Source organism: Rhizobium sp. 1399 (assembly GCF_031455475.1).
Classification (GTDB): domain Bacteria; phylum Pseudomonadota; class Alphaproteobacteria; order Rhizobiales; family Rhizobiaceae; genus Rhizobium.
The window spans coordinates 130,230-156,101 of the sequence record NZ_JAVDSU010000003.1; the positions used below are offsets into that span (position 1 = coordinate 130,230).

General features: G+C 61.3%; 24 protein-coding genes. 14 read left to right on the forward strand and 10 right to left on the reverse strand.

Translation table 11 applies throughout. The features are described 5' to 3' along the window. The first annotated feature begins 41 nt into the window (after positions 1 to 41). The 4 genes from J2X71_RS11965 to J2X71_RS11980 are packed head-to-tail and all read left to right on the forward strand — an operon-like array spanning position 42 to position 3,890. Positions 42 to 983 (forward strand): ABC transporter permease, encoded by a 942-nt coding sequence (locus tag J2X71_RS11965; RefSeq protein WP_310382317.1) that lies wholly within the window; start codon positions 42 to 44, stop codon positions 981 to 983. Next, complete coding sequence (locus tag J2X71_RS11970) at positions 983 to 1,891, forward strand: ABC transporter permease (protein WP_310382318.1); 909 nt, start codon at positions 983 to 985, stop codon at positions 1,889 to 1,891. The genes J2X71_RS11965 and J2X71_RS11970 overlap by 1 nt, the downstream gene beginning before the upstream one ends. Continuing rightward, on the forward strand, positions 1,888 to 2,880 hold the full coding sequence (locus J2X71_RS11975) for an ABC transporter ATP-binding protein (RefSeq protein WP_310382319.1): 993 nt from the start codon (positions 1,888 to 1,890) through the stop codon (positions 2,878 to 2,880). Before J2X71_RS11970 ends, J2X71_RS11975 begins: the two co-directional genes overlap by 4 nt. Beyond that, positions 2,877 to 3,890 carry a dipeptide ABC transporter ATP-binding protein gene (locus J2X71_RS11980; RefSeq protein WP_310382320.1) on the forward strand — a complete coding sequence of 338 codons (1,014 nt, stop codon included), beginning with the start codon at positions 2,877 to 2,879 and terminating at the stop codon, positions 3,888 to 3,890. The genes J2X71_RS11975 and J2X71_RS11980 overlap by 4 nt, the downstream gene beginning before the upstream one ends. A gap of 12 nt (positions 3,891 to 3,902) precedes the next feature. Here J2X71_RS11980 and J2X71_RS11985 read toward each other — a convergent pair whose 3' ends face one another. The 3 genes from J2X71_RS11985 to J2X71_RS11995 all read right to left on the reverse strand — a co-directional run bounded on the left by J2X71_RS11985 (position 3,903) and on the right by J2X71_RS11995 (position 6,693). Continuing rightward, positions 3,903 to 4,145, reverse strand: coding sequence for a hypothetical protein (locus J2X71_RS11985; protein WP_310382321.1), 243 nt, complete (start codon positions 4,143 to 4,145; stop codon positions 3,903 to 3,905). Between the two features lie 133 nt (positions 4,146 to 4,278). Then, positions 4,279 to 6,216: an SARP family transcriptional regulator gene (locus tag J2X71_RS11990; RefSeq protein ID WP_310382322.1), complete on the reverse strand. Its 1,938-nt coding sequence runs from the start codon at positions 6,214 to 6,216 to the stop codon at positions 4,279 to 4,281. Positions 6,217 to 6,234: 18 nt separating this feature from the next. After that, the gene (locus tag J2X71_RS11995; RefSeq protein WP_310382323.1) at positions 6,235 to 6,693 is read right to left on the reverse strand and encodes a helix-turn-helix domain-containing protein; all 459 of its coding nucleotides are present in this window, start codon (positions 6,691 to 6,693) and stop codon (positions 6,235 to 6,237) included. A gap of 317 nt (positions 6,694 to 7,010) precedes the next feature. Between J2X71_RS11995 and J2X71_RS12000 the strand changes: the two genes are divergently transcribed. The 10 genes from J2X71_RS12000 to fba all read left to right on the forward strand — a co-directional run bounded on the left by J2X71_RS12000 (position 7,011) and on the right by fba (position 17,172). Further along, entirely contained in the window at positions 7,011 to 7,892 is an 882-nt protein-coding gene (locus J2X71_RS12000) for a glycine betaine ABC transporter substrate-binding protein (RefSeq protein WP_310382324.1), read from the forward strand. A 101-nt stretch (positions 7,893 to 7,993) separates the two neighbouring features. Continuing rightward, a complete protein-coding gene (locus J2X71_RS12005) occupies positions 7,994 to 8,611 on the forward strand; it encodes an ABC transporter permease (protein ID WP_113183801.1) in 618 nt (205 codons plus the stop codon). A gap of 10 nt (positions 8,612 to 8,621) precedes the next feature. Further along, the gene (locus J2X71_RS12010; RefSeq protein ID WP_113183802.1) at positions 8,622 to 9,263 is read left to right on the forward strand and encodes an ABC transporter permease; all 642 of its coding nucleotides are present in this window, start codon (positions 8,622 to 8,624) and stop codon (positions 9,261 to 9,263) included. After that, on the forward strand, positions 9,260 to 10,192 hold the full coding sequence (locus J2X71_RS12015; RefSeq protein ID WP_310382325.1) for an ABC transporter ATP-binding protein: 933 nt from the start codon (positions 9,260 to 9,262) through the stop codon (positions 10,190 to 10,192). Before J2X71_RS12010 ends, J2X71_RS12015 begins: the two co-directional genes overlap by 4 nt. A gap of 15 nt (positions 10,193 to 10,207) precedes the next feature. After that, the gene (locus J2X71_RS12020; RefSeq protein ID WP_310382326.1) at positions 10,208 to 11,287 is read left to right on the forward strand and encodes an LLM class flavin-dependent oxidoreductase; all 1,080 of its coding nucleotides are present in this window, start codon (positions 10,208 to 10,210) and stop codon (positions 11,285 to 11,287) included. After that, positions 11,284 to 12,603: an LLM class flavin-dependent oxidoreductase gene (locus J2X71_RS12025; protein WP_310382327.1), complete on the forward strand. Its 1,320-nt coding sequence runs from the start codon at positions 11,284 to 11,286 to the stop codon at positions 12,601 to 12,603. Before J2X71_RS12020 ends, J2X71_RS12025 begins: the two co-directional genes overlap by 4 nt. Before the next feature lie 12 nt (positions 12,604 to 12,615). Continuing rightward, entirely contained in the window at positions 12,616 to 13,617 is a 1,002-nt protein-coding gene (locus tag J2X71_RS12030) for an ornithine cyclodeaminase family protein (protein WP_310382328.1), read from the forward strand. Continuing rightward, entirely contained in the window at positions 13,614 to 15,098 is a 1,485-nt protein-coding gene (gene hutH, locus J2X71_RS12035; RefSeq protein WP_310382329.1) for a histidine ammonia-lyase, read from the forward strand. The genes J2X71_RS12030 and hutH overlap by 4 nt, the downstream gene beginning before the upstream one ends. A 5-nt stretch (positions 15,099 to 15,103) precedes the next feature. Further along, the gene (locus J2X71_RS12040) at positions 15,104 to 15,916 is read left to right on the forward strand and encodes a PhnD/SsuA/transferrin family substrate-binding protein (protein WP_310382330.1); all 813 of its coding nucleotides are present in this window, start codon (positions 15,104 to 15,106) and stop codon (positions 15,914 to 15,916) included. Between the two features lie 191 nt (positions 15,917 to 16,107). Next, complete coding sequence (gene fba / locus J2X71_RS12045; RefSeq protein ID WP_310382331.1) at positions 16,108 to 17,172, forward strand: class II fructose-bisphosphate aldolase; 1,065 nt, start codon at positions 16,108 to 16,110, stop codon at positions 17,170 to 17,172. Positions 17,173 to 17,234: 62 nt separating this feature from the next. Here fba and J2X71_RS12050 read toward each other — a convergent pair whose 3' ends face one another. The 7 genes from J2X71_RS12050 to J2X71_RS12080 all read right to left on the reverse strand — a co-directional run bounded on the left by J2X71_RS12050 (position 17,235) and on the right by J2X71_RS12080 (position 25,862). Next, positions 17,235 to 18,980 carry a glycerol-3-phosphate dehydrogenase/oxidase gene (locus J2X71_RS12050; RefSeq protein ID WP_310382332.1) on the reverse strand — a complete coding sequence of 582 codons (1,746 nt, stop codon included), beginning with the start codon at positions 18,978 to 18,980 and terminating at the stop codon, positions 17,235 to 17,237. A 12-nt stretch (positions 18,981 to 18,992) separates the two neighbouring features. Next, positions 18,993 to 20,528 (reverse strand): FGGY-family carbohydrate kinase, encoded by a 1,536-nt coding sequence (locus tag J2X71_RS12055; RefSeq protein ID WP_310382333.1) that lies wholly within the window; start codon positions 20,526 to 20,528, stop codon positions 18,993 to 18,995. Between the two features lie 36 nt (positions 20,529 to 20,564). Next, positions 20,565 to 21,407 carry a DeoR/GlpR family DNA-binding transcription regulator gene (locus J2X71_RS12060; RefSeq protein ID WP_310382334.1) on the reverse strand — a complete coding sequence of 281 codons (843 nt, stop codon included), beginning with the start codon at positions 21,405 to 21,407 and terminating at the stop codon, positions 20,565 to 20,567. 133 nt (positions 21,408 to 21,540) lie between these two features. Further along, entirely contained in the window at positions 21,541 to 22,488 is a 948-nt protein-coding gene (locus J2X71_RS12065; protein ID WP_113324600.1) for a D-ribose ABC transporter substrate-binding protein, read from the reverse strand. A gap of 100 nt (positions 22,489 to 22,588) precedes the next feature. Continuing rightward, positions 22,589 to 23,641, reverse strand: coding sequence for an ABC transporter permease (locus J2X71_RS12070; RefSeq protein WP_113324599.1), 1,053 nt, complete (start codon positions 23,639 to 23,641; stop codon positions 22,589 to 22,591). 23 nt (positions 23,642 to 23,664) lie between these two features. After that, positions 23,665 to 25,209, reverse strand: coding sequence for a sugar ABC transporter ATP-binding protein (locus tag J2X71_RS12075; RefSeq protein ID WP_310382335.1), 1,545 nt, complete (start codon positions 25,207 to 25,209; stop codon positions 23,665 to 23,667). Continuing rightward, entirely contained in the window at positions 25,206 to 25,862 is a 657-nt protein-coding gene (locus J2X71_RS12080) for a DUF2291 domain-containing protein (RefSeq protein WP_310382336.1), read from the reverse strand. The genes J2X71_RS12075 and J2X71_RS12080 overlap by 4 nt, the downstream gene beginning before the upstream one ends. Positions 25,863 to 25,872 lie beyond the last annotated feature (10 nt).

A 25,872-nucleotide genomic window follows, 5' to 3' on the forward strand; every position in this document is an offset into this window, starting at 1 on the left:
TTTTCCGGGTCGTGATGAATGCCCGCGATGAATGCGAGTGAATGAACATGGCTAGATATTTTCTCCTCCGGCTGGCGGATGCAATTCCGACAATCTGGCTGGTGCTCACGCTCGTGTTCATCGCGATGCGGATCCTGCCGGGTGATCCGGCGATTGCTGCTCTGGGAGACATGGCTCTCCCGGAGCAGCTCACCGCCTTCCGCCACAAGATGGGGCTCGATGTGCCGCTGTGGCGGCAGTACATCAACTTCCTGATCGGCGTGCTCAGCCTCGATTTCGGCCAGTCCTACATGAATGGCGAGCCGGTGCTGAACCTGATCGCTGCCAATCTGCCCTATACGATCGAACTCACCGTTGCGGCGATGATCATCGGCGTCGGTGCCGGTGTTCCTTTCGGCGTGCTTGCTGCGACCCATCGCGACCGGCTGCCGGATTCCGGCATGCGTCTCTTTTCGCTGCTCGGCTACGCTATTCCTGACTTCTATCTCGGCGCGCTGCTGCTGATCGGCTTTGCGCTGAACCTCGGCTGGTTTCCGATCAATGGCGGTGGCGATGGTTTCGTGGACCGCATGTATCATATCGCCCTTCCGGCGCTGACGCTCGCACTCGTCAAGGCCGCTTTCATCGGCCGGTTGACGCGGACGGCACTTCTGGAAACGCTTGGCAAGGATTACGTCCGCACCGCCCGCGCCAAGGGTGCCCGCGAACCGCGCGTCATCTATCGCCACGGTCTGCGCAATGCGCTGCTGCCGCTCTCGACCGGCATGGGGCTTAGCCTGCTTGCCACGCTGTCGGGCTCGGTCGCCGTCGAGCTGGTCTTCAACCGGCCGGGCCTCGGACGCCTGCTCATACAGGCAATCAACGAACGTGACTATGGCATCATCCAGGGCGGCGTCGTTGTCTTCGCGCTCCTCGTCCTTCTCATCAATCTGGTGATGGATCTTCTCTACATCGTCATCGATCCTCGCATCCGGGTGAAATAATGAGCACTATCACTCAAACGCCGGGATCTCATCTGCCGGCCTCCGAGCAGCCCTTGCTGGCACCTGCGCCCAGCCTGTTGTCGCTCCTGTCCAGAACCCTTCTGCACCGACCCTCGACCCTCTTTGCGCTGGCGATCGCGCTGGTCTTCTTCGTGATTGCGGTCTTCGCACCGATACTTGCGCCCTATGATCCACTGGCCCAAAGCATCCTCTCGATCAACAAGGCGCCATCGGCCGCGCATTGGCTCGGCACAGACCAGTTCGGGCGCGACGTCCTCTCGCGCATGATCCACGGTTCGCGCAATTCGCTGCTGTTCGGCATGATTTCACCGGCGCTGGCAGCTTTGCTCGGCACCGCGCTCGGCGTGACGGCCGGCTATTTCGGCGGGCTGATCGATCGCATCATCAGCCGCTTCATCGATCTGCTGCTCGCCTTCCCGGAACTGCTGCTTGCAATCATCATCGCAGCCGTGCTCGGCGGCGCCTTCTGGAATATCATTGCCGTTATCACCGTTGCCTTCATTCCGGGTTTTGCCCGTGTGGCCCGCGCCTCGACGCTATCGGTCAAGCAGGAGCCTTATGTCGAGGCGGCGATCGCCGTCGGCGTGCGTACGCCCGTCATCATCTTCCGCCATATCATTCCGAATATCGCAGCTCCGATCGTCGTGCTGATGACGCTCTGGGTGGCCTCCGCCATCCGTCTGGAAGCTTCGTTGAGCTTCCTCGGCATCGGCACCCGCGCACCCAATCCGAGCTGGGGCAATATCATCCGAGATGGTCTCAACAATCTCTTCGGCTCGCCCTGGCCGATCATTGCCGCCGGCTTTGCCATCACTTGCGTCGTGCTCTCCTTCAACCTGATCGGCGATGCCGTGCGCGACATGCTGGACCCGGAGACGAGCCAATGACGTCCAAACCACAGACACCATTGCTCAAGGTTGAAGGCCTCGCCGTCGAATTCGGCCCGAAGGATTCTCCGATCCGCGTTGTGAACGGCGTCTCCTTTGAGATCGAGGCCGGTGGTTCGGTCGGCATCGTCGGTGAATCCGGTTCGGGCAAGTCGATCACGTCGCTGGCGATCATGGGGCTTATCCCCAATCCGCCTGGCCGCATCGCGCAAGGGCGCATCGAACTCGAGGGCGTCAACCTTCTTGATCTGCCGAAGACGAAGCTGCCCGAGATCCGCGGCCGGGACATCGCGATGATCTTTCAGGAGCCGATGAGTTCGCTGAACCCGGTCATGACGATCGGCGACCAGATCGGCGAGGCGATCAAGCTGCATGAGAAGATGAACCGCGGAGAGCGCCGCGCCCGCATCATCGAACTCCTGAAGCTTGTCGGCATCCCCAATCCGGAGGGGCGGCTCGATGCCTATCCGCACCAGTTTTCTGGAGGCATGCGTCAGCGCGTGATGATCGCGATGGCAGTTGCCTGCAATCCGAAACTTTTGATCGCGGATGAGCCGACGACTGCACTTGATGTGACCATCCAGGCCCAGGTGCTCGACCTGATGGCGAAGGTGCGCAAGACGCTGAACACGGCCGTGCTGCTGATCTCGCACGATCTCGGCGTCATCGCCGAGGTTTGCGATCGTGTCATCGTCATGTACGCGGGCCACGTGGTCGAGGATGCGGATGTCCGCCCGATCTTCAGCGATCCAAGCCATCCCTATACGCAGGGTCTGCTCAAATCGATTCCGCGGCTCGATGACGATCAGAAGCGGCTCTACCAGATCCCCGGTTCCGTCCCGACCGCGGGCTCGGTGAAGGAGGGCTGTCCCTTCTACGCCCGCTGTCCTTTGCATATCGACAAGTGCCGCCGCGAAATGCCGCCCATGTTCACCGTTTCAGAACGCCATAAGGCGGCCTGCTGGGTCACCGCGGGAGCAACAGCATGACAGAGATGAGCAGCGTCGACGACCTGTTGACCGTCCGCAACCTCGGCAAGACCTTTTCCGATGCAGGCGGCCTGTCCTTCACAAGTTCCTCGGGGGGCGTTCGCGCCGTGGACGGCGCATCCTTTTCCGTCAAGCCGGGCGAGACATTGGCGCTGGTCGGTGAATCCGGATGTGGCAAGTCCACGCTCGGGCGCCTGCTGCTGCGGTTGATCCAGCCGACCGATGGTGAAGTGCTCTTCGGAGGACGCGATATCACCGCTCTCAGCGCGGCCGAAATGCGCATGATGCGCGCCAAGATGCAGATGGTCTTTCAGGACCCCTACGGCTCGCTCAGCCCGCGCCGTTCGATCGCCCAGATCATTTCCGAGCCTCTCGAAGTCTTCGGACTGGTGAAATCGTCACGGGAGCGGCGCGACCGCGTGGCGGAACTGCTGACGCAGGTGGGTCTGTCGCCGAGCTTCATGGACCGCTATCCGCGCCAGTTCTCCGGCGGCCAGCGCCAGCGCATCGGCATTGCCCGAGCTATATCGGTCAATCCGCAATTCATCGTCGCTGACGAGCCGGTTTCCGCACTCGATGTGTCCGTGCAGGCACAGATCGTCAATCTGCTGCAGGATTTGCAAGCGGAGCGGAAGTTTTCCTATCTCTTCATCGCCCACGATCTTGCTGTCGTCCGGCATATCGCAGACCGTGTGGCGGTGATGTATCTCGGCAGGATCGTCGAGATCGGGCCGAAAAAGTCCGTCTATTCCATGCCGCAGCACCCCTATACGCAGGCGCTGCTATCGGCAGCACCCGAGCCCGATCCCGATCGCAAGGCAAACCGCATCGTGCTGCAGGGCGACGTTCCAAGCCCCTCCCGCGTCCCGCCGGGCTGCAGCTTCCATACGCGCTGTCCGATCGCAAAAGACATCTGCAAGATCGATCGGCCGGCGCTGCGCGAAGTCTCGCCGAACCAGTTCTCAGCCTGCCATTTTGCCGCGCCCAATCCGCTATCGCAGGCAGGCTGAAGCTATCGATCTTCAGTGCACCAGGCCTGCCGGTGCATCATCGATCGTTCCCTCGACGGGTAGGTTTATGCCGCTCTCGGTGAGATCCTGCAACAGCGCGCCAAGCGCGAGATCTAGGCAATAGACGGAGAACTCGGCATTGAGTTCCCGGGCGTTCTGACGGGCGTAGGAAACGAGCCGCGCGAGCGAGGCGATGTCGCGCAGTCGCTGATCCTTCTCGACGGTGCCGAGTTCGATGATGTCTTCCGTTGCCATTCTCACTGAGCTCCCCAGACGTGTTGGAAGGAGTTCTAGCGGATGCGGTCGAGGAAAGCGCGTGACACGGGCGTGACACCAGTTTGGATGGCGTATCGGGAGGCGGCAACTCAGTTGCGCCAGGCCGACAGAGCTAGAAGCCTGCCTTTCGCAGAGCCTCGCGATACTGTTCCTTCTGCCACGCCTCTTTGAAGGGCACGAGCGTCAGCCATCTATCGAGGTCGAAATCGGGATTGGTTTCGCGTGCCCTGCGCATGTAGAGGCGGGCCTTTTTCACGTCGCCGAGCATCGCCCAGCAGGCGGCTGCAAGCCGGTCGGCCGGCGTGCGATTATCCATTCTGCTGATCGCATCCAGCGCTTCCCTATAGCGGAAGAGGGCAAAGTTCGCGCCGGCCTCGGTCCAGAGATAATCGGCGGGGCTCAGCGGATTGAGCGCGATCGCCCGCTCGATCTTGGCGAGCCCATCGGCCGGGCGCGAGGCATGCACCAGTGTATCGGCAAAGCTTGCGATGCTGTCGGCGTAATGCGGGCTCAGTTCTTCCGCAATCTTCAGCGCCACCACGCTTTCATCGAGTTCGTTCAGATAGAGTTTGGCGACGCCGAGCTGGCGGAAGCCGGAGGCCAGCGACGGATCGGCGACGATCGCCCGGTTTGCATAGTCTTCCGAAAGGCGGATCAGCTCTCCATCGCCGCGAGCCGTCAGCAGCCATTCCATCAGGAAGGTGTGCGCAAGGCCGGCGAGCGCCGGTGAGAAATGCGCGCTGTGTTGGACGGCGTCGCGGAACGCCTTCCGGGCGCGCCGGATGTCCGGCAGGGAAAGCCGCTTCATGTCCCGGAAGCCTCGGAGATAGCTGTGATAGGCGGCCGGATTGTTTTCGAAAGCTCCGCGCACGGTCTCGTTCTGGCGGATCCGGCCCGAAAGCTCCTTGGCGATGCGCCGCGCGATTTCCCGCCGATCGGTGATCAGGTCATATCTTTCGAGGCTGAAGCGCTCGGCCCAAATGACCTCGTCATTGGTGGTATAGACGAGCTGGACGAACAGCGACGGCGATGCGCCACCCGCTGTCAACCGCGTGTCGAGCACGTAGGAGATCGAATGGCGCAGGATCGTGCCCGACCGGTCGGCATGGCGTGCGATCTGTGCGGCGGTATGGGGTGCGACGACCGAGACGCTATTCAGGGCGCAAAGGCCGATGGTCACGTCCTCGATCAGCGCCTCTGAAAGTATCGGCGCAAGACTGATCTCACCGGGTTCGACCGGCGGCAACAGGGCGAGGCGGGGCAAAGGCGCAGCTTTCAGAATGATACCGCTTTCCATCGCCGGCGCGGCGGCCAAGGCTGGCACCCTGCTGGCATCGAAAATCTTGCGCACTTCCTTCAGGGCCTGCAGATCGAGGCCGATATCCAACGAGTGCTGGAGATCGCGGCTGCGGCTCTCGAAAAGCTGCCTGGCGTTTTCCAGATGTCCTTCGGCCTCATAGGCTTGCAGCAGAATATGGCGGATGTTTTCGTCATCGGGGGCATCGCGGAAGATCCTGAGCGCGGCCTCCTTGATGAGGCCGATATCGGCCCGCGAGTGCGCTTCCGGCAGCGCTCGCTTCAGCGCGTCGACGAGGATTGCCATATGCCGGTTGCGCTCGCTGGATACCCATTCTCGTATGCTGACGCTTTGATCTGCGAGTTCGGCGAGGAAATCCGGTTGCAACAGGGATACGAGCCTTCGCAGCACATCGAGCGGATCGGCCGAGGACAGGGTATCAAGTTCAGAGCGGTCAGCGACGAAGGCCCCCCGTCTGATCCGTACACCCGTCGCAGTAAAGACGAGCAGCTCCACGCCGAGTTCTGCCTGCCGCGCCTGGACACGCGAGATCATCTTGCGCAGATTCGCCATGATATCGGGATTGCCAGCGCTGTCCCACAGGAAGCGGGCGAGTGTGCCGCGAGAACATTCGCTTTCAGGTCTGTCGAGCAGATAGCAAAGCGTCAACAAGCCCTTTTCAGGGAAGGATACAGGCTCTCCCGCCGCGTTCAGCAGCCGCAATGTACCGAATGACTCGAGCCTGAAGGACATGGACGGTATCGTCCGCGTTTACTCTGTGCGGGATTCCGGCTCGTCCATTCTCAGCGCGTTCAGCGGAATGTCGCTGCTTTCGGCCTGTGCCATCGCCTTGACGAGCGAGATGATCGTCTCGCGAATGCGCCGGTCCTCGATCTTCACGAAGGCCCTGTTAAGGACGAGACCTTCCTTCGACCGCAGAAATTCTGTGACCGGATCGGCAGGGGCAGACAAATTGAGACCGGCAAGGCTCGGCGCTTCCGAATCGTCCTGCTCGAAAAAGAAGGCTGGCGAGGTGCGTAGCACTTCGGCGATCTTCTGCAGGCGGCTTGCGCCGATGCGGTTGATGCCCTTTTCATATTTCTGCACTTGCTGGAAGGTAACGCCGATCTGTTCGGCAAGCCGCTCCTGGCTCATGCCGAGAAGCTGTCTGCGCCTGCGCATACGCATGCCGACATAGGCATCAATCGCGTTCGGTGTCTTGACGTTCATGGCCTACCTTCTGTCTCTTTCGCATTTCAGTCCATTGACTTGTAGACGGCATCGCGCCGCTTTTCTACGATTTGTTTTTGAGATCATATGAAGGCCGATCTTGACCGGCTCTGCTTTCTCCGACCTTCGGTGATCGGGCTGTCTTGTTGTCTATTCCGGTTTTGCCACGCGCATCCTCGAATGCGATGGTCGGGCGTTCTTTTGGAGATTAATTTTCATCTAAATTGGTAGAAAATTGGTATTCCATTCCGCGCTCGGATCACGGGAAACCGCTATCACCTCTCCTGAATAACTCGAATGTCAAATGAGGGAACGCAATGCTTTCGAAATCCTTCGCCGGCCTCTTTGCCGGCGCGATCCTCGCCGCCTTCGTGGGCGCACCGGCACAGGCCGATGCCGTAAAGATCGGCAGCAAGAATTTCACCGAACAGTTTGTCGTCGCCGAGATCTACGCGCAGGCGCTTGAAAAGGCCGGTGTCGAAGTCGAGCGCCACCTCAACCTCGGTGCCACGCTTGTTGCCCATACGGCGCTGACGAACGGCGATATCGATCTCTACCCGGAATATACCGGCACGGCGCTTGCCGCCGTCGTCAAGGGTGACCTGTCGGGCTCTGCCGACAAGATCTATTCCGACGTCAAGGATTATTACGAGAAGAACCTGAAGCTGACGCTTCTGCAGCCGACGCAGATCAATAACGGCTATGCAATCATCACGCTTCCGGAAACCGCCGAGAAGTACAAGCTGAAGACGCTGAGCGACCTCGGCCCGGTCTCCAAGAACCTGACCTTTGGCGCTGAGGGCGGCTTTGGCGAGCGCAAGGATGGCTTGCCGGGGCTGAAGCAGACCTACGGCATCGAGTTCAAGGAATTCAAGATCTTCGCCAAGCTCGGCATCCGCTATAGTGCGCTGACGAGCAAGGATCTCGACGTTTCCTACGGCTTTGCGACCGACTGGCAGATATCTGACAACAAGCTGGTCGTGCTTGACGACGACAAGCATCTCTTCCCGCCCTATTACCTCGTGCCGGTCGTGCGCCAGGATGCACTCGCCAAGAACCCGAAAATCACCGAGGTTCTGAACAAGATCAGCCCGCTCCTCAACAACGAGACCATGCGCGAGCTGAACGCCAAGGTCGATCGCGATAAGGAAGAGCCGGCAGACGTCGCCGCGGAATTCCTGAAGGCCAAGGGCATCTGATCGAGAGCGACGCGCAAGTTTCGCTTTCCCTGAAGAAAAAATGCGGCGAAGCTTGCAGCTTCGCCGCTTTGTCGTGATCGTGCAGACAGGATTTCTCGCGTTTGAACTGGGCACCCAAGCATATTCCGGAAATCGCGCTTGCCGTCTGGCAGCATCTGGTGCTGTCGATTTCGTCCGTGCTCATCGGCCTTGCGATCGCGCTCGTGCTCGGCATCGTCTGCGCCCGCCGGCCGAGGCTCTATGCCTTCGCGCTGACGGTGACGAACATCATCTTCGTCATTCCGAGTCTGGCGCTCTTTGCGCTGCTGATCCCCTTCGTCGGCCTCGGTATGAAGCCGGCGTTGATCGGGCTTTCCTCCTATTGCTTGCTGATCCTGCTGCGCAACGTCGTTACCGGTATCCGCGGCGTTCCGGCCGATGTGCTCGACGCTGCCGACGGCATGGGCTACGGCCCGTGGCAGCGGCTCTTCCGCATCGAACTGCCGCTCGCTCTGCCGCTGATCGTCTCCGGCGCCCGCATCGCGCTCGTCACCGTCATCGGTATTGCGACGGTCGCTGCCTTTATCGATGGCGGAGGGCTCGGCACGATCATCCTGATCGGCATCGATCAGGAATATGCCGAGAAGATCCTGGTCGGCGGCATTCTGACGGCACTGCTGGCCATCATCTTCGATTTCATTCTCACCCGGGCCGAGCAGGCCCTGGTGCGCTGGCAGTGAGGGCGCGGCGATGCTGAGCACTGCCTTCTTTTGGATCGTCGATCACCAGGACGAATTCTTCCGCGCCCTCGGCCGCCATCTCCTGATGTCCGGCGTGTCACTGGCGATCGCACTCGTCATTGCGCTGCCATTGGCGATCCTGATCGTCAATCACGGCCGCTTCGCCTTCGGTGTCATCAACATCGTCAATGGCCTCAGGACCATTCCGAGCCTTGCGATCCTGGCAATCATGCTGCCGCTTCTCGGCATCGGCATCCTGCCGTCGATCGTGGCACTGACGGTGCTTGCCCTGCCGCCGATCTTGCTCAATGCCTATGTCGGGTTGCGCGATGTCGATGCCGATGCGGTGGAGGCGGCGATCGGCATGGGCATGAGCAGAAGCCAGGTTCTACGCAAGATCCGCATTCCGCTGGCAGCCCCCGCCATGTTTGCCGGCGCCCGCACGGCGGCCGTCCAGGTACTGGCGGGAGCGACGCTTGCGCCCTTCATCGGCGGCGGCGGGCTCGGCGATTTCATCGCCACGGGCATCGGCATGATGGATATGTCGCGGCTCATCGTCGGCGCCGTGCCAATCGCGATCCTGGCGCTTGCCACCGAATTCATCCTCGGCCGCGCCGAGAAGCATCTGTTTGCAGAAAGAACCGCCGCATGATCCGCATGGAGAACGTCACTAAGCGCTATGGCGAAAGTGCCGCGCCTTCGGTGGATAATCTGACGCTTGATGTGCCTGAGGGCTCGACGGTCGCGCTGATCGGTCCGTCGGGCTGCGGCAAGACGACGACGATGCGCATGATCAACCGGCTGATAGAGCCGACTGAGGGGCGCATCTTCGTCAATGGCGAGGACGTGACAAAAGCCGATCCGGTCAAGCTTCGCCGCCATATCGGTTACGTCATCCAGAATGTCGGCCTCTTTCCGCACATGACGATCGCCGAGAACATCGCTGCCGTCCCGAACCTGCTCGGCTGGGACCAGCCGCGGATCGCAAAGCGCACCGAGGAATTGCTTGATCTCGTCGGTCTCGATCCGAAGGAAATGTTGAAGCGTTATCCGCGCCAGCTTTCCGGCGGTCAGCGCCAGCGCATCGGCGTGGCGCGCGCCCTTGCCGCCGATCCCTCGGTGCTGCTGATGGACGAGCCCTTCGGCGCGATCGACCCGATCGCCAGAACGCGTCTCCAGGACGAGTTCAGACAGATCCTCAAGCGCGTGCGCAAGACGGTGGTGCTAGTGACTCACGATCTCGACGAGGCGATCCGCCTTGGCGATCGGATCGCCATCATGCGTGCCGGCAGGATCGTGCAATATGATGCGCCGGATGCGATCCTCTCCCATCCGGCTGACGAGTTCGTCGCGAATTTCGTAGGCATCGATCGTGCGATCAAGCGGCTCAGCCTGTTTTCGGTTGCCGATGCGATGCGGCCCGGTGCTCCCTCCTCACCTTCTGCCAGTGTTACTGCAAGCGCCAATCTGCGCGATGCGCTGTCGCTGATGGTCGCCGCCAACAGCGATGTGCTTTCGGTGGTCGATGGCGGTGGCATTGTTACCGGGCAGCTGACACGCGACGCGATTTTCTCGATCTGAGTGCAGGAGTTTCTGATGCATCTCGGCTTTTCCCTCACACCTTTCGGCCATCACCCCTCCGCCTGGCGTGAGGCCACAGCACCTGAACATCTCGGTTTCGATGCGCTGCTGTCTCAAGTTGCTAAGGCGGAGGAAGCCGGTTTCGATTTCGTCGTGCTTTCCGACCGGCTCGGCGGGCGGCCGATCGATGATCTCTCGCCCATTGCTACGCCCTTCGAGCCGACGACACTGGTCGCAGCTCTTGCGACAAAGGCGCGCCGGATCGGCTTCCTGGCGGCTGCTGCAACCAGTCAGCACGAGCCTTATAATCTCGCCCGGCGCTTTGCGTCGCTGGATCAGATCAGCGGCGGCCGAACGGGTTGGGTCGCTCTTCCCGTATCCGGCGAATTCGAACGCGACCAGGAATATCTCGGTCTCGTTAGCGGGCTCTGGGACAGTTGGGGAGACGACGCTTTCATCTACGACAAGGCTGAGGGACGTTTCTTTGAACAGGACAAAATGCACGTGCTCAACCACAGGGGCGAACATTTCACGGTGCGTGGGCCGCTCAACGTCAATCGCTCGCCGCAGGGCAAGCCGGTTATCGCCCAGCTTCTGAGCGGAGAAAGCAAAGCATTGGCTGCGCGCCACGCTGAAATCGTTCTTCTTCAGGACCCGACGCCGGAAAGTGCCAACGAAACCGCCGCCGACTTCGTCCGCAGGCTCGAAGCGGTCGGCCGTCGACGACAGGATGTTCGGATACTGGCTAATGTCGTGCCGATCGTCGCGGAAGCTCCCGATGCGGCGCAGGCGGCAAGCAATGCGCTCCGATTTGGCGAGGCGGACCGGGCAAGCCAGCCGCTGTCTGCCGCACGTCTGGTCGGCACGCCGGCCGAAATCGCCCGCTCTCTACAGCAATGGCTCGGGCTTGGTCAGATCGACGGTTTTACGATCCTGCCGCCGACGGTCGCGATCGGACATCTGTTCTTCACGCAAGTGGTTCCGGAATTGCGCCGCCTCGGGCTGACAAAGGCGACGGCCGGCGTGACGTTGCGCGATCGTCTTGGTCTCGTCCGTCCGGTCCATCCGGCGGCACCATTGGAGCGTGCATCATGAGCGGCGATTGCAAGATGAGACTTGGCGCCTTCCTGATGGCGGGCGGCCATCACATTGCGGCCTGGCGTCATCCTGACGCCCATGCCCCGGCCGGCGTCGATATCGACCATTTCATCGAGCTTGCCCGTATCGCCGAGCGCGGCAAATTTGACATGCTCTTCGTCGAGGATGCCGCCGCCATCCGCGAGCGCAATCCTGAGATGGCGAGCCAGGCGGCGCGTTCGACGGCTTTCGAGCCGCTGAGCCTGCTTGCTGCCCTTGCCGTGAGCACCACGCATATCGGCCTCGTGGCAACCGCCTCGACAACCTATAACGAACCCTACGGCCTTGCCCGCACCTTCGCCTCGCTCGATCAGTTGAGTGCCGGCAGGGCAGGATGGAACCTCGTCACGTCGGCAAGCGAGCTTGAGGCCGAGAATTTCGCAAGCAGCGGCCTTCGCCCGCATTCCGAGCGCTACGAACGGGCCGAGGAATTTGCCGATGCAGCACTCGCCCTCTGGGACGGCGTGGAGGAGGGGGCCCATCTGCCTGAAGGCGGGGCTCAATTTGCCGATCGCACCAGGCTCCATCCGGTGCATCATCGCGGCAAGCATTTTACAGTCGAGGGTCTGCTCGAAAGCCCACGCTCAGCCCAGGGCCGGCCAATCATGGTGCAGGCTGGTGCCTCCGACGTCGGCAAGGAGCTCGCCGCCCGCACGGCAGACGTCGTCTTTGCTGCCTCCCAGACGCTTGCCGAAGCCCAGGCCTACTATGCCGATGTGAAGTCGCGTCTTGCCAAATACGGGCGCAAGCCCGACGACATCAAGATCATGCCCGGCATATCGCCGATCGTCGGCGCCACCGAAGCCGAGGCGAAGGCAAAATACCGCGCGCTGCAGGAACTCATCCCGGACGCCGTCGGCGTCGCCCTGCTTGCAAGCTACCTCAGCATCCAGGACCTCTCGGCCTATCCGCTCGACGGGCCGCTGCCGGACATGCCGCAGACCAACCTCATCCAGAGCCGTCAGCAGCTGATCATCGATCTCGGCAGGCGCGAGAACCTGTCGATCCGCGAACTTGCCCGGCATTTCGCCGGCGCACGCGGCCACTGGCAGGTTGCCGGCACGCCGGCGCAGATCGCCGATGCGATGGAAGAACGCTTCAGCGAAGGTGCTGCAGACGGCTTCAATGTCATGGCGCCGCTCTTTCCCTCGGGGCTCGAGGATTTCGTCACCCATGTCGTGCCGGAACTGCGTCGCCGCGGCCTCTTCCGGCATGACTATGAGGGCCGCACGCTTCGCCAGAACCTCGGTCTCGGCACACCCGCCAAACGATAAAACGAGATGACAATGGACCCGATCTATATCGACTATCTGAACGCCTTCGACATCGAGGCGCTCGACCTGACCAACGATGAAATCCTGGCGGCGATCGAAACCTCGCTAGCCGCCCAGGGCAGGGGCCAAACGGTCATCGAACCGCGTGTTCATCTTGAGCCGGATGCGAGCTTTCACGGCCATTTCAATGTCCTGCGCGGCTATGTAGCGCCGCTCGGCCTTGCCGGTGTGAAGGTCGTCGGCGACTATGTCGACAATTACAAGCTCGGCTATCCCTCCGAATTCGGCGTGCTCAACCTCTTCGATCCGCGCACCGGCGTGCCGAAGGCGATCCTTGATGCAACCGTCATCACCGACATGCGCACGGGCGCCGTCACCGCGCTTGGTGCCCGGCATCTCGCCCGCAAGGGTTCGAAGGTGCTCGGCCATATCGGTGCGCGTGGCACCGCGTATTGGAACGTGCGCCTGCTCGATCATCTCTTCGATTTCGACGAGATCCGCGTGCATTCGCGCCGGCCGGAAAGCCGTGATGCCTTTGGCGCCAAGCTGGAGACCGACCTCGGCAAGAAGATCATCGTGGTCGACAACTGGCGCGATTGCGTGGAGGGGGCCGATATCGTCGTCGAGGCATCACGCCTATCGCAACCCGAACCGCTTCTGAAGACGGAGTGGATCAAGAAGGGCGCCTTCGTCGTGCCCTACGGCACGATGAGTGCCGTCGAACTCTCGTTGACCGACATCATGGCCAAACTCGTCGTCGACGATTGGGGTCAGTGCAAGACCGGCAAATTCGGCTCGCTGCGCGCCCATGTCGAGACCGGCAGGCTTTCCGAGGAGACGCTGCATGCCGAACTCGGACAGGTCGTCGCCGGCCTGAAGCCCGGCCGCGAGAGCGAGGACGAGACCATCCTGCTCTGGCACCGCGGCCTGTCACTCAGCGACATCGCGCTTGGCCACGCGCTGCTTTCCAAGGCGCGCTCGGCTGGTATCGGCCAGAGGCTGCGCTTCGCATGAGGGAAATCCTGCTGACCGGCTCCGGCATCACCATTGCCGACATCGTGGCGATCGCCCGTGGCGATGCCACCGTCGAGGCTTCCGATGCGGTCCGTGAGCGGATGATTGCCGCGCGGCGCATCCTGGAAGGTGCCGCAGCGACCGGCCAGCAGATCTACGGTATGAACACCGGGCTCGGCGCCAATCTGAAGACGGCGGTGACTGGAGATTTCGAGGCCTTCCAGCTTCAATTGATCCGCGGCCGCGGCATGGCGGTCGGTGAAGCACTGCCGCGCGACGCGACCCGTGCGGTGATCGCCGCCAGGCTCTCGATGCTGGCCCTTGGCGGATCCGGCATTTCGCTGCCCGTCTTCGAGGCGCTGCTTGCCATGCTGAATGCCGGCGTTCATCCGGTGATGCCGTCAATCGGCTCGATCGGTGCGGGTGACCTCGTGCTGCTGTCTGCCATGGCCCGCGCCCTGGTCGGCGAAGGAAAAGCCGAATATCGCGGCATCGTCTATCCGGCGAATGAAGCCCTTGAGCTTGCGGGCATTGCACCGGCGAGCCTGCAGCCAAAGGACGGGATTTCGCTTCTCAATGCATCAGCCGTCTCTGCCGGTCGTGGCGCCCTCGTATTGCACGACGCCAAACGACTGCTCGATGCCCAGCGCCAGGCGGCTGCTTTGAGCTTCGAGGGCCTTGCCGGCAATCCACTCATCCTGTCGCCGGCCATCCAACGCGCCCGGCCAGCAGTGGGGCAGGCAGAGGAAGCCAGCCGGCTGCTGCAGATGCTTGAGGGCTCGACACTTTTCGACGCAAGCGCCGCCATCCAGGATCCGCTCAGCCTGCGCTGTCTTGCGCCGATCCATGGGGCGCTTGCCGATGCGCTGTCGAAGGCGATCGAGGCCGTCGAGATCGAGCTGAATGCCGCGGCCGACAATCCCGTTGTTCTCCTGGAAGAGCAACAGGTGCTGTCATCAGGTAACTTCCAGACGCCAGCGCTTTCGCTTGCCTTCGAGACATTGGGGCTTGCGGTCGCTCAGACAGCTGCGGCATCCGCCGCACGTTTCATCCAGCTGACGGGCTCGGGTCGCAACGGCCTGCCGCGCTATCTCTCCCCCCTCGGCGGTCCATCGGCGGGTTTCGTGCCGATGCAGAAGACAGTAGCGGCGCTGATGGCCGATATCAGGCACAAGGCCAATCCTGTCATGCTCGACTTCCTTGCCGTGTCGGAAGGTGTCGAGGATCATGCAACGCAATCGTCCCTTGCCGTGCGCAAGCTCGGCGAGATGCTGGAGTTGTGGCGCCTAATCACCGCCTGCGAAATGCTGGCGGCTGCCCAGGCTGTCGACCAGCGTCCCGGACACCGCTGCGGCGCGGAGACGAAAAGGACTCATGCCTTTGTTCGAGGCCTCGCGCCGGTCATGACGGAGGATCGTTCGCTCGGCGAAGACGTGGCTGTCCTTGCCTCGCGCCTGTTCGACGAACAGTACGGCGAGTGAAGAGCATGCATCTTGCCAGTCTTGCAATGTATGTCACGCCGCAACCGCTTGCGGAGGCCACCGTCGAACTCTGGTCGTTCCTTCGGCACTATCTTGCGCAGGCCGGGCTTTCGGATCTGCCAGAGAGCCTCGACACCACGATCCCTTATGACGAGGCCTGGCTACGTGAGGACCTGCTCTTTTCTCAGACCTGCGGCTATCCCTATGTAAAGCGATTGCGTGGCAAGGTGCGCGTCGTTGCCACGCCTGTCTACGCCCATCCTGGCTGCAACGGTCCCGTGATGCGCAGCTTCATTGTCGTGCGCCGCGCTTCCACCTTCGCTTCGCTGCCAGACTTGCGCGGCGCGACAGCCGCCATCAATAGTCCTGACAGCAATTCCGGGGCAAATCTGCTTCGGGCGGCGGTCGCCCCGCTTGCCCGCAATGGCCGCTTCTTCGGTAGCACAATCGAGACGGGCAGCCATGGCGGCAGCATCGATGCGGTGTCGAGCAGGCAGGCGGATTGCGCAGCAATCGACTGCATCACCTTTGCCAACCTCCTGCGCTTTGCGCCAGATCGTGCGGAAGGCATCCGCATCCTTGCAGAGACACCTGCAACGCCGGGTCTGCCCTTCATTACCGGAGGAAAGGTTTCGGATGCGGATGTGGCATTGATGCGCGAGGCACTTCTCGCAGCGATCACCGCACCATCGCTTTCCGGTGCGCGCGATATTCTCGGTCTCGTCGATATCGCGATGCTTACGGATGCCGACTACGAACCGGTTCTGTCGCTTGCCCGAGGCGCGCTTGATACAGGTTACAGCGACTGGATGGATTGACGCCTCCAAGGACGCCAACTCGTAAGACCGATTTTCCGCCCATCACGGCTGAACGTTCAAGTGACAAGAAAAGCATCACCAAATTTGTGATATTGTGATTTATACTTGTTCCAAGTTTGTGATTATGCGATCCTTTCTGGCACCGAAGCCAACGATTTCGACGTGTCTCACGTGTGAGGGGAAAGTGTTCAATGGCGCGCATCACGCTCAGGCAGTTGCTGGATCACGCGGCGGAGGAGGGGTACGGCGTTCCTGCCTTCAATATCAATAACATGGAACAGGCGCTCGCCATCATGGAAGCCGCGGATGCGGCCCGCGCGCCCGTCATCATGCAGGCATCGCGTGGCGCGCGCGCCTATGCCCATGACATCATGCTCAAGCACATGATGGACGCGGTCGTCGAAATCTACCCGCATATCCCGGTTTGCGTGCATCTCGACCATGGCAACGATCCGGCGAGCTGCATGACGGCCATCCAGGCGGGCTTTACCTCCGTGATGATGGATGGCTCGCTGAAAGCGGATGCGAAGACGCCCGCCGACTGGGACTACAATGTCGGCGTGACCAAAAGGGTGACCGAGATGGCGCATCTCGGCGGCATTTCCGTTGAAGGCGAGCTCGGTGTGCTTGGCTCTCTGGAGACGGGCATGGGAGAGGCCGAAGACGGGCACGGCGCCGAAGGCAAACTGTCTCACGATCAGCTGCTGACGAACCCGGATGAGGCGGCGAAATTCGTGCGCGAAACACGGGTCGATGCACTGGCGATCGCCATGGGCACCTCGCACGGCGCATACAAATTCACGCGCAAGCCAGATGGTTCGGTGCTGGCGATGAATGTCATCGAAGAGATCCACCGTAAGCTGCCAAACACGCATCTCGTCATGCACGGCTCGTCGTCAGTTCCAATCGAGCTGCAGGAGATCATCAACAAATATGGCGGCCGGATGGAACCCACATGGGGCGTGCCCATCGAGAAAATTCAGCGCGGCATCAAGAATGGCGTTCGCAAGGTCAATATCGACACCGACGGCCGGATGGCCATGACCGGGCAGATCCGCCGGATATTGCAGGAAGATCCGAGCGAATTCGATCCCCGCAAATATCTGAAGCCAGCAATGGCCGCGCTCACCAAGCTTTGCAAGGAGCGCTTCGAGCAGTTCGGCACCGCCGGCATGGCGGAGCGGATTACGCCCCTTCCTGTTTCGGCGATGGCAAAGCGCTATGCGTCCGGTGCGCTCGATCCGGTCTTTTCCTAAAGCGTGCCGCGCATGTCGCTATCGCAAACCGCTGCACAGTTTTGCGCGACATGCTTTAGATCTCATCGGCTGACGGGGCGGGCGCTTTTTTCCGGTTCGATGTCTGGTGTGCCGGCTGCCAGCGTCTGGCCGTGAAACGCCTTGAGCAGGGAGACGACATCGTTGATCTCATGTTCGACACGCGGAGCGTCCCAGCCGAGCGCTTTCGCGGCGATGCCTGCAATATCGACCAAACCTTCGTAGGTCAGCTGGCCCTCGATCGCGATCGTCGTGCGCCGCAAAACGATATCGGCGAGATGGACCACAAGCTCATTGCGCGCGATCCAGTCTATTTCCCGAAAGCTGTAATGTGCGGCTCCCGACAGGCGCCGCTCGTCGGAATGTTCGGAGGAGAATGTTGCCACCGCCTCGACCGTCGTTCCGTAGCGGTTCAGAAGCTGTTCTGCGCGCGCGGCCGTCATGCCTGCAGCCTTCGCGATCCTGTCAACGAAGACCCGTCTTGCCTGCGCGTCGGCCGGAAAAGCCTTTCCGCCACCGATCGCAAGATAGCGGGTTGATTGCTTGCGCGAACGCTCCAGCCGGGAAAGAACACTGTCGGCAACCTCCTCGGCAAAACCGCGAAACGTCGTCCACTTGCCGCCGACCAGCGACATGATGGCAAAAGGCCGCTTGCCATCCGCTTCGATGACCGGCGCTGAATGGTCGCGGCTGATCAGGCCGGGCGCTGTTCCGTCGGAGGCGGGAAGCGGCCGGATGCCGCTATAGGTGTAGACGATCTGGTCGCGATCGAAGCGCAATGTCGGCAGCAGCGATCTGAGGCTCTGCAGGAAGTAATCGATTTCGGGTTCCTCGCAGCGCACTGTGTCGGGATCCCGGCTCGGGATATCCGTGGAGCCGACGAGCGCAAGCCCGAGATAGCCGTACACCAGGCAGATGCGGCCGTCGTCGGCTTCGAAATAGATCATGTGGCCGTTGAGGCTGCGCACCAGTTCGGGATGATCGATCAGGATATGCGAACCCTTCGTGCCGCCGATCAGGTGCGAGGGCGCGCCGAGCGCTTCGTTGACATGATCGATCCACGGGCCTGCCGCGTTCACGACGAGCCTCGGACGCACCGAGAATTCGCCGCCATCCTCCCGTTGGAAGTTCAGACGGCCTTCCGCGCAGGCGGTCAGTGTGACGAAATTTGCCGCGGTACAATGCGGGTTCGCCTCCAGCCCATCCTTGACGAGTTCATAGACGAGGCGTTCCGGCCGGCTGATTTTTGCGTCGTAGTAGATACCCCCGGCGACAATCGCCTGAGTCACATGCGGCATTTCCCGCCTGGCCCTCTTTTTCAGGATCAGCCGGTGGCGCGGCATCACGCGGTCGCGTGAACCGAAGAAGTCGTAAAGGGAAAGACCGATCTTGATGAGAACGGCGCCGCGGCTGCGGGGCGCAGTCTTTGAGCCGAACAATGTCTGCAGTGCCGCCCAGATGCCGCGTGTCCACGAAAAGATCGGAATGAATGTCGGCAGCGCTTCGACGCAATGCGGCGCGTTTTTCAAGAGCAGATTACGCTCCAGAGTGGATTGGGCAACCAGGCCGAATTCTCCGGTTTCCAGATATTTCAATCCACCGTGAATGAGGCGGGACGGCGCTGCACTCGTCCCGGAACCAAAGTCCGATTTGTCGACGATCATGCAGCTGACGCCCTGAGCCGCGAGGTCGCGAAACAGTCCGGCGCCATTGATGCCTGCTCCAAGGATCACGACGTCGACATCGTGCTCGCGGATATCCGGGCTGCGCCCAAGCGTGTCGGGGGTCATGGTGCTGTTGTCCTAAACTGCGGCCTCTGCCGCGCTGTCCTGCGCAAGGCCGGCGATCTTCGGCCAAAGCGGCGTCATTGTTTCTGCAATTTCGAGGAAGAGGCGGTAGCGCTTTTCGTAATCGGCGCTGCGGGCAGCGTCCGGCTTGCAGGTCTTGCCCTGCTTGTCCTTTGTTGGAGCGCTTTGCGGGTCCGGGTAAAGACCGGCGCCTGCGCCAGCGCAAATGGCAGCCCCCCAAGCCGCCGCCTCGTCGGTGCCGGTTACCGTCACCGGCATTGCAAGCACATCGGCAAACAGCTGTGCGACTGCGGGATTGCGTGACACGCCGCCGGCAAGGCGCGCTTCCTTGACGGCAAAGCCGTCACGCAGGGCATCGACATGGATGCGATGGTTGAACGCGATGCCTTCCATGACGGCCCTCAGCATGTCGCCGCGGTCATGCCAGCCGCCGAGCCCGAAGAAGCTTGCGCTTGCCGATGCACCGTAAGGAGAGCCGAAGAGATAGGGATGGAAAAGCACCGATGACGGCCGGTCAAAAGCCGCCTCAATCTCCGATGCCAGCAAAGCGTGAATGGACATGCCCTTGGTTTCGCAGTCCGTCCATTCTCGGCCACATAGTTTTTCGATGAACCATTCGTAGTTCGCGCTCGATGCAGGCGAAATCGACATGCTGTTCCAGACGCCTGGCGCAATTCCATTGCGGCAGAACCAGCGTCGATCGACGCGCGGTTCGAAAGACAGCGTCTCATTGATCGAATAGGTTCCGGCAATGACGGCGACGATGCCGTCGGCATAACCACCCGCGCCGAGCGCCGAAGCGGTCACGTCATGCAATCCGGCAGCCACGGGCGTGCCCTCGAGGAGGCCGGTCAACCGCGCTGCATCGGCAGTTATTCGTCCAACGATCTCGTCCGAGCGCGAGGCCGGCGGCAGTGCTCTGGCAAGCGCCTGCAAGCCGAACAGGCGCAGTGCGTCCTCGCTATAGTCTTGTGTCCTGACATCGGTGAAGGAGGTGCTTGCTTCGGTGCGATCGGTGCCGACGGTGCCGGTCAGGCAAAATCGCAGCCAGTCCTTGCAGCTCATGATGTGGCCGATACGCTTAAACCGTTCCGGCTCATGATCCCGAATCCAGGCCAGCAGCGCCGACGGGGCGGAGACATGCGGCACCTGACCTGTGAGCGCGATCGCCTCGTCGGCGACCTTGTTATCAGTCCATTGATCGACAATATCACCCGCCCGGCTGTCCAGTGACACGATGCCATTGCCAAGCGGCTCCTGCGCCTGATCCAGCACATAAATGCCATCGCCATGCGCCGTTGCCGCCACGGCCTGGATATCGCTTGCCGGCCGGCCGCTGAGGATGACCGCCTCGCGGATGGCCTCAGCCGTCGCGGTCCACAATTCGCGCATGTCCCGTTCCACGAAACGCGGCCTCGGGATGAGCTGGCTAACGCGCCGCCGGGCGACGGCGATCGGCGTGCCGTCGATATCGAAAATGACGGCCTTCGTGACGGTCAGGCCGCTATCAATCCCGAGAAGACTCGGCATGCACATTCACCTTTCTATCGCGGCCGGGCGGTCCGGTCACATGCGCCCGTTGCCGGTCCTGGCAATGACGACATTGATATCCCTGGAGCGCATCCGGTCGATGTGAACGGGGAGGGTCTTGTCGTCGACGATGACGACGTCGAATTCATCGAGCGCCGCGAAGCTGTGAAGCGCGCGCCGTTCGAATTTGGTGTGGTCGGCAAGCAGGATGCGTTTGACCGAACAGTCGAACATGGCGCGCTTGGTATCGACGGTCTCGGGCGATTGATGCAGCACGATGCCGTCGTTAATGGCCGACATGGAAATAAATGCGATATCCGCCCGCAAGCCCCTGATCTCGTTGATCGTCATTCGTCCCATGAAGGCATTGCACCAGTTGTAATACTGGCCGCCGAGCGCGAGCAGGGTGACGTCGTGCATGCCGGTCAACGCATTCATCAGCGTCAGCGAATTGGTGATGGCGGTGATCGGCACCTTCGAGGTGAGATGCGATGCCATCTGCAGGACAGTCGTGGAATCGTCAAAAAAGATGGCCTGTCCCGGTTCGACGAACTGCATGGCAGCCTCCGCGATCACTTTCTTTTCCGCCGACTGCCGGCTCGAGCGGTAGACATCGCTGGATTCGATAAGGTTGGTGGCAGCGGCAGTGACGATGCCGCGTGTCTTCCGGAAGATCCCGCGGCTCACGAGCTCATCCACATCGCGATGCGCCGTCATCAGGCTGATGCCAAAACGATCGGTCAGATCCTCGATCCGCATCGAACCTTCGCTCATGACGGCCTCCGCGATCATACGCCGGCGCGCGACCTGGCGTGTCTGACGGCTGTCGCTGGTCAGCTGATCCAACAGCTCATCGCCCTGATTGGTCTTCTGTGTCACGGGTCACCCTTGTCGCTGAATTCCATGTCCCAGCTTCGTATAGTGATTGCCATGCCAAGGCAAAGAAGGCGAAAGCGGCTTGATACGGTCGAAAAGGTCAAGGAGGGCGCCCGGTCGAGCGCCCTCTTTCTCATTACTGTGACAGAACGAACGGGCCGGTGTACTTGTCGATATTGTCCTTGGTGATCAGGAGGCAATCGAACAGCTGCTTTTCGCTCTTGGCGCCGGTGCTGCCCGTCTTGATGACGTTATCAGCCTGCTTGACGGCTTCCTCGGAGAAGACGGCGACGGGCTGCAGGACGGTATATTGCAGTTCGCCCGCCTTGATCGCGGCGACCGCATCCGGCGAACCGTCGAAGCCGCCGACCTTGATGTTGGCGAGCTTGCCGGCTTCCTTCAGTGCCGCGATGGCGCCGAGCGCCATTTCGTCATTGCCGGAGATTACGCCGATAATGTCGGGATTGGCCTGCAGCATGGACTGCATCTTGTTGTGACCCTGGGTGCGGTCCCAGTTGGCAACTTCCTTGGCGACCTTCTGGAGATCGGGGTACTGGGTCAGAACGGTCTCATAGCCGTTCGAGCGCGTGGCGGCATTGTTGTCCGACGGGGCACCGAGGAGCTCGGCATACTTGCCCTTGTCACCGACCGCTTCGACCCACTGCTGCGCACCGATTGCGGCACCCTGGGCGTTGTTCGAAACGAGCTGCGCCTTGGCGAGGCCTTCCTGGTTGATCTCGGCATTGACGAGGATGACCGGGATACCTGCGGCAACTGCCTTCTTGACCGCGCCGATGGAACCATCGGCATTTGCCGGGTCAAGAATGATGGCGACCGACTTGTTGGTGATGGCGGTATCGATCATGTTGCTTTCGGTGTTGGTGTCGCCCTTGTGCGCACTGACCGAGGCGGTGTAGCCGAGCTTTTCGGCTGTCGCCTTGGCGACGTTGCCCTCCGTCAGCCAGTAGGGGTTGGACGGATCATTGACGATGATCGTCATCTGGCCTGCCGCCCAGGCGGAGCTGACGAGGATCGGGGCGACAGCCGCGGCTGCCAGAAGAATGCGCATGCCTTTCTTAAACATAGTCTCTCTCCCATTTGTGAGTTCAGGTGCTGCCGGAAACCGGCGGTGCTTTCCGCGATCGGCCTTCAGTTGCCTTCGCGGATAAGTTCTGTTGCGGACGTCAGGACGATTTTGCCCGGCGCCCGTATTGGATGCTGTTCATGAGGACAGCGAGGACGATGACCGCGCCGGTGAAGACTGTCTGCCAGTAGGCCGAGACGCCGATGATGACGAGGCCGTCCGACAGGAAGCCGATCACAAAGGCGCCGAGCATCGTGCCGCGTACCGTGCCGCGCCCGCCCGTCAGCGCCGCACCGCCGATGACGACTGCCGCGATCGCCGTCAATTCGTAGGTCGTGCCGGCAGTCGGACCGGCTGAGGTCAGTTGCGACGACAGGACCAGGCCGGCAATTGCCGCGCAGACGCCCGAGAGCACATAGACGATGATCTTGACGCGCTTGACCGGCACGCCCGAGAGATCGGCCGCACGCTCATTGCCGCCGGAGGCATAAAGCCAGCGACCAAAGGCCGTGCGGCTGAGGACGATGCCGCAGATGATCGCGAGGACGGCGAGCACGATGACGCCGATCGGAATGCCTGCGAGGCGATTGAAGCCGAGCCAGTCGAAGCCGGTATTGCCAAGCTCCGGGCGGCCGCCGAGATTGTTGTAGGTGAGACCATTGGTCATCAGCAGCGCGATACCACGGGCGACGTAGAGCACGCCAAGCGAGGCGACGAAGGCCGGAACCTTCAAGTAGGCGACCAGCACGCCGTTGACCGCGCCGACGACAGCGCCGAGCGCGCAGGTAATGACCACCACGGCCCAGACCGGCGGATAAAGAATGACGCCGAACGAAGTCAGCGTTACGCCCTGCATGAGGAAGCCTGCCATGCAGCCGGCAAGCCCGAGCGTCGAGCCGACCGAAAGATCGATGCCACCATTCAGGATCACCAGCAGCATGCCGATCGCCAGGATGCCGAAGATGGCAACATGCGAGGCCATGGTCAGGAAGTTACTGAGGCTGAAGTAATAGGGTGACAGGAACGAGAAGACCGCGATGATGACGATGAGCGCGAAGAAGGCGCGGCCTTCCAGGATAAGGCGCACGAGGTTGGTGTTGCGCTTTTGCCCATGCGACACTGACTTCTTTTCGGTGATGTTCGTGACTGACATAATCAGTGCTCCATAATTCCGGGCTAGTGCGCGACCATAGCTTCGCCTGAGGCGGCCATGATCTTTTCCTTGGTGACGTCAGCACCGAATTCAGCCGAGATCCGGCCGCGATGCATGACGATGATGCGGTGCGCGATGCTCAGGCATTCGTTGACCTCGGAAGTCGAGTAGACGACAGCGAGACCCTGCCGGGCACGTTCGGCCAGCAGCTTGAAGACTTCCGCCTTAGCGCCGATGTCGATGCCGCGGCTCGGCTCGTCGAGAAGAATGACCTTCGGGTCTGTCGCCAGCATCTTGCCGATAACCACCTTCTGCTGGTTGCCGCCAGACAGCGAGCCGATGGCGGCCTCTCCTCCATCGGTCTTGACGCGGACTTTGCGAATGGAGGCATCGACAAGCTCGCGCTCGCGACGGCCGGATGTGAACAGTCCCTTGGTAAAGGCGCCGATGCTGGCAAGCGACAGGTTGGAACCGACCGTCATCGTCTGGACGAGGCCGTCGCGCTGGCGATCCTCGGGCACCAGCACGAGGCCGCTTGCGATGCGTCCGGCGATGCTCAAATGCCCGACATCCTGGCCCTCAAGCCGAATGGCGCCGCTGCTTGCACGCAACCGTCCGGCCACGCATTCCAGAAGCTCGGTGCGTCCGGCGCCCATCAGGCCGTAGATGCAGACGACCTCCCCGGCGCGCACGTCTAGCGAGAGACGGTCGACGGAATTGAAGGCCGATCCGGAGAGGCCTGGAACCGTCAGATTGTCGATCGACAGTGCAGCCTTGCCGAATTCATAGCCTTCGGGCGGATTGCCGAGATCGAAATTGTCGCCCACCATGTTGCGGACGATCCATTCGAGATCGATGTCCTTGCGTTGCGCATAGGCCGTCATGGTGCCGTCACGCAAGACGACGGCGTGATTGGTGATCTGCAGCGCTTCCTCAAGGTGATGTGAGATGTAGACGATCGAGACGCCGCGATTGGTCAGATCGTGGATGACTTTGAAAAGCACTTCGACTTCAGCTGCGCTGAGCGCCGAAGTCGGCTCATCCATGATCAGGATACGCGAATTGACGGATAGCGCTCGGGCAATTTCGACAATCTGTTGCTGGCCGAGACGCAGATCCTCCACCTTGGTCAGCGGATCGATCTCCTCTTCCAGTTCTTCCATCAAAATGCGCGTCTGGCGCTCTTCTTCCGCGAAATCGACCACGCCGCCCTTGATGATCTCGCGGCCCATGAAGATGTTGTCGCGCACGCTGAGATTGGGCGCGAGGCTGAGCTCCTGGTGAATGATCGAGATGCCGCATTCGCGGGCATGGGTCGATGAGCTGAAGCTGATCGGTGCGCCGTCGAGAATGATTTCGCCCGACGTCGGCTGGACGACGCCCGAAAGGATCTTCATCAGCGTTGATTTGCCCGCCCCATTCTCACCGAACAACGTGGTGATCTGACCGCGATGGATATCGAAATTGACGCCCTTGAGGGCATGCACGCTGCCATAGGATTTGGCAATATTGCGGGCAGCCAGGACGACCTCGCCAAGGACTTCGGATGCGGAGATCGGCTCGCTCATTTGACGTCGACCTTGACCGGAGTTACGAGCCAGTTTTTCGGGTTGATGAGTTTGAAGACGCCGACGACAGTTGCCGTTTTGCCATCGAGTTGGTCCGGATCAAGGCCGTCGAATACGGCTTTCTTCATCTCGTTATTGATGGCCGAGCCGGCATCCTGATACTGAATCTGATTGGTGAACTGACCGAATTCGATCGTGCCTGTGGCATCGCGGAGGTCCGTGCCATTGACCGCAGGACCGGTCTGGACACGGACCACCGTCTCGGGAGGTAAGCCGTCGATCTTCATTTCGTTGGTATTGGATTTGCGCGCGCCGAAGGTGCCGTTCAAGGTCACTGGGATGACCGGACCGGTGCTCGTGGCAACGCCGTATTTCTCGCCGGCAGCCTTCTTGTCCGCCACGATCGCCGTCGCCAGCTCAGACGCAGCCACGGCCCTCTTTTCGACGTCCGCCTGGATCTTCGGAAACTGCTCGGCGCCGAAGGTTTCCGGAGAAAAGGCCTGCTGCCGCACATCGCTCTCCGAGCCAATCTTGACGACCTTGGTGTCGAGCGCGATTGCGCCGATGACCACGATTGCCGCAATGGCACTGACGATGATCTTCAGGTTGCCTTTGCCTGGCGCGGATGCTGCATGAGCGGGCTGAGTATTCATTGCTGACGAC

What these genes read in the sequence shown, in the direction of transcription:
- J2X71_RS12020 (WP_310382326.1), top strand. Translation starts at nt 10,208, where the DNA reads ATGCATCTCGGCTTTTCCCTCACACCTTTCGGCCATCACCCCTCCGCC.
- J2X71_RS12030 (WP_310382328.1), top strand. Translation starts at nt 12,616, where the DNA reads ATGGACCCGATCTATATCGACTATCTGAACGCCTTCGACATCGAGGCG.
- J2X71_RS11990 (WP_310382322.1), bottom strand. Translation starts at nt 6,216, where the DNA reads ATGTCCTTCAGGCTCGAGTCATTCGGTACATTGCGGCTGCTGAACGCG.
- J2X71_RS12055 (WP_310382333.1), bottom strand. Translation starts at nt 20,528, where the DNA reads ATGCCGAGTCTTCTCGGGATTGATAGCGGCCTGACCGTCACGAAGGCC.
- J2X71_RS12010 (WP_113183802.1), top strand. Translation starts at nt 8,622, where the DNA reads ATGCTGAGCACTGCCTTCTTTTGGATCGTCGATCACCAGGACGAATTC.
- J2X71_RS12075 (WP_310382335.1), bottom strand. Translation starts at nt 25,209, where the DNA reads ATGAGCGAGCCGATCTCCGCATCCGAAGTCCTTGGCGAGGTCGTCCTG.
- hutH (WP_310382329.1), top strand. Translation starts at nt 13,614, where the DNA reads ATGAGGGAAATCCTGCTGACCGGCTCCGGCATCACCATTGCCGACATC.
- fba (WP_310382331.1), top strand. Translation starts at nt 16,108, where the DNA reads ATGGCGCGCATCACGCTCAGGCAGTTGCTGGATCACGCGGCGGAGGAG.
- J2X71_RS11975 (WP_310382319.1), top strand. Translation starts at nt 1,888, where the DNA reads ATGACGTCCAAACCACAGACACCATTGCTCAAGGTTGAAGGCCTCGCC.
- J2X71_RS11995 (WP_310382323.1), bottom strand. Translation starts at nt 6,693, where the DNA reads ATGAACGTCAAGACACCGAACGCGATTGATGCCTATGTCGGCATGCGT.
- J2X71_RS12000 (WP_310382324.1), top strand. Translation starts at nt 7,011, where the DNA reads ATGCTTTCGAAATCCTTCGCCGGCCTCTTTGCCGGCGCGATCCTCGCC.
- J2X71_RS11980 (WP_310382320.1), top strand. Translation starts at nt 2,877, where the DNA reads ATGACAGAGATGAGCAGCGTCGACGACCTGTTGACCGTCCGCAACCTC.
- J2X71_RS12040 (WP_310382330.1), top strand. Translation starts at nt 15,104, where the DNA reads ATGCATCTTGCCAGTCTTGCAATGTATGTCACGCCGCAACCGCTTGCG.
- J2X71_RS12050 (WP_310382332.1), bottom strand. Translation starts at nt 18,980, where the DNA reads ATGACCCCCGACACGCTTGGGCGCAGCCCGGATATCCGCGAGCACGAT.
- J2X71_RS12015 (WP_310382325.1), top strand. Translation starts at nt 9,260, where the DNA reads ATGATCCGCATGGAGAACGTCACTAAGCGCTATGGCGAAAGTGCCGCG.
- J2X71_RS11985 (WP_310382321.1), bottom strand. Translation starts at nt 4,145, where the DNA reads ATGGCAACGGAAGACATCATCGAACTCGGCACCGTCGAGAAGGATCAG.
- J2X71_RS11970 (WP_310382318.1), top strand. Translation starts at nt 983, where the DNA reads ATGAGCACTATCACTCAAACGCCGGGATCTCATCTGCCGGCCTCCGAG.
- J2X71_RS12080 (WP_310382336.1), bottom strand. Translation starts at nt 25,862, where the DNA reads ATGAATACTCAGCCCGCTCATGCAGCATCCGCGCCAGGCAAAGGCAAC.
- J2X71_RS12025 (WP_310382327.1), top strand. Translation starts at nt 11,284, where the DNA reads ATGAGCGGCGATTGCAAGATGAGACTTGGCGCCTTCCTGATGGCGGGC.
- J2X71_RS12070 (WP_113324599.1), bottom strand. Translation starts at nt 23,641, where the DNA reads ATGTCAGTCACGAACATCACCGAAAAGAAGTCAGTGTCGCATGGGCAA.
- J2X71_RS11965 (WP_310382317.1), top strand. Translation starts at nt 42, where the DNA reads ATGAACATGGCTAGATATTTTCTCCTCCGGCTGGCGGATGCAATTCCG.
- J2X71_RS12065 (WP_113324600.1), bottom strand. Translation starts at nt 22,488, where the DNA reads ATGTTTAAGAAAGGCATGCGCATTCTTCTGGCAGCCGCGGCTGTCGCC.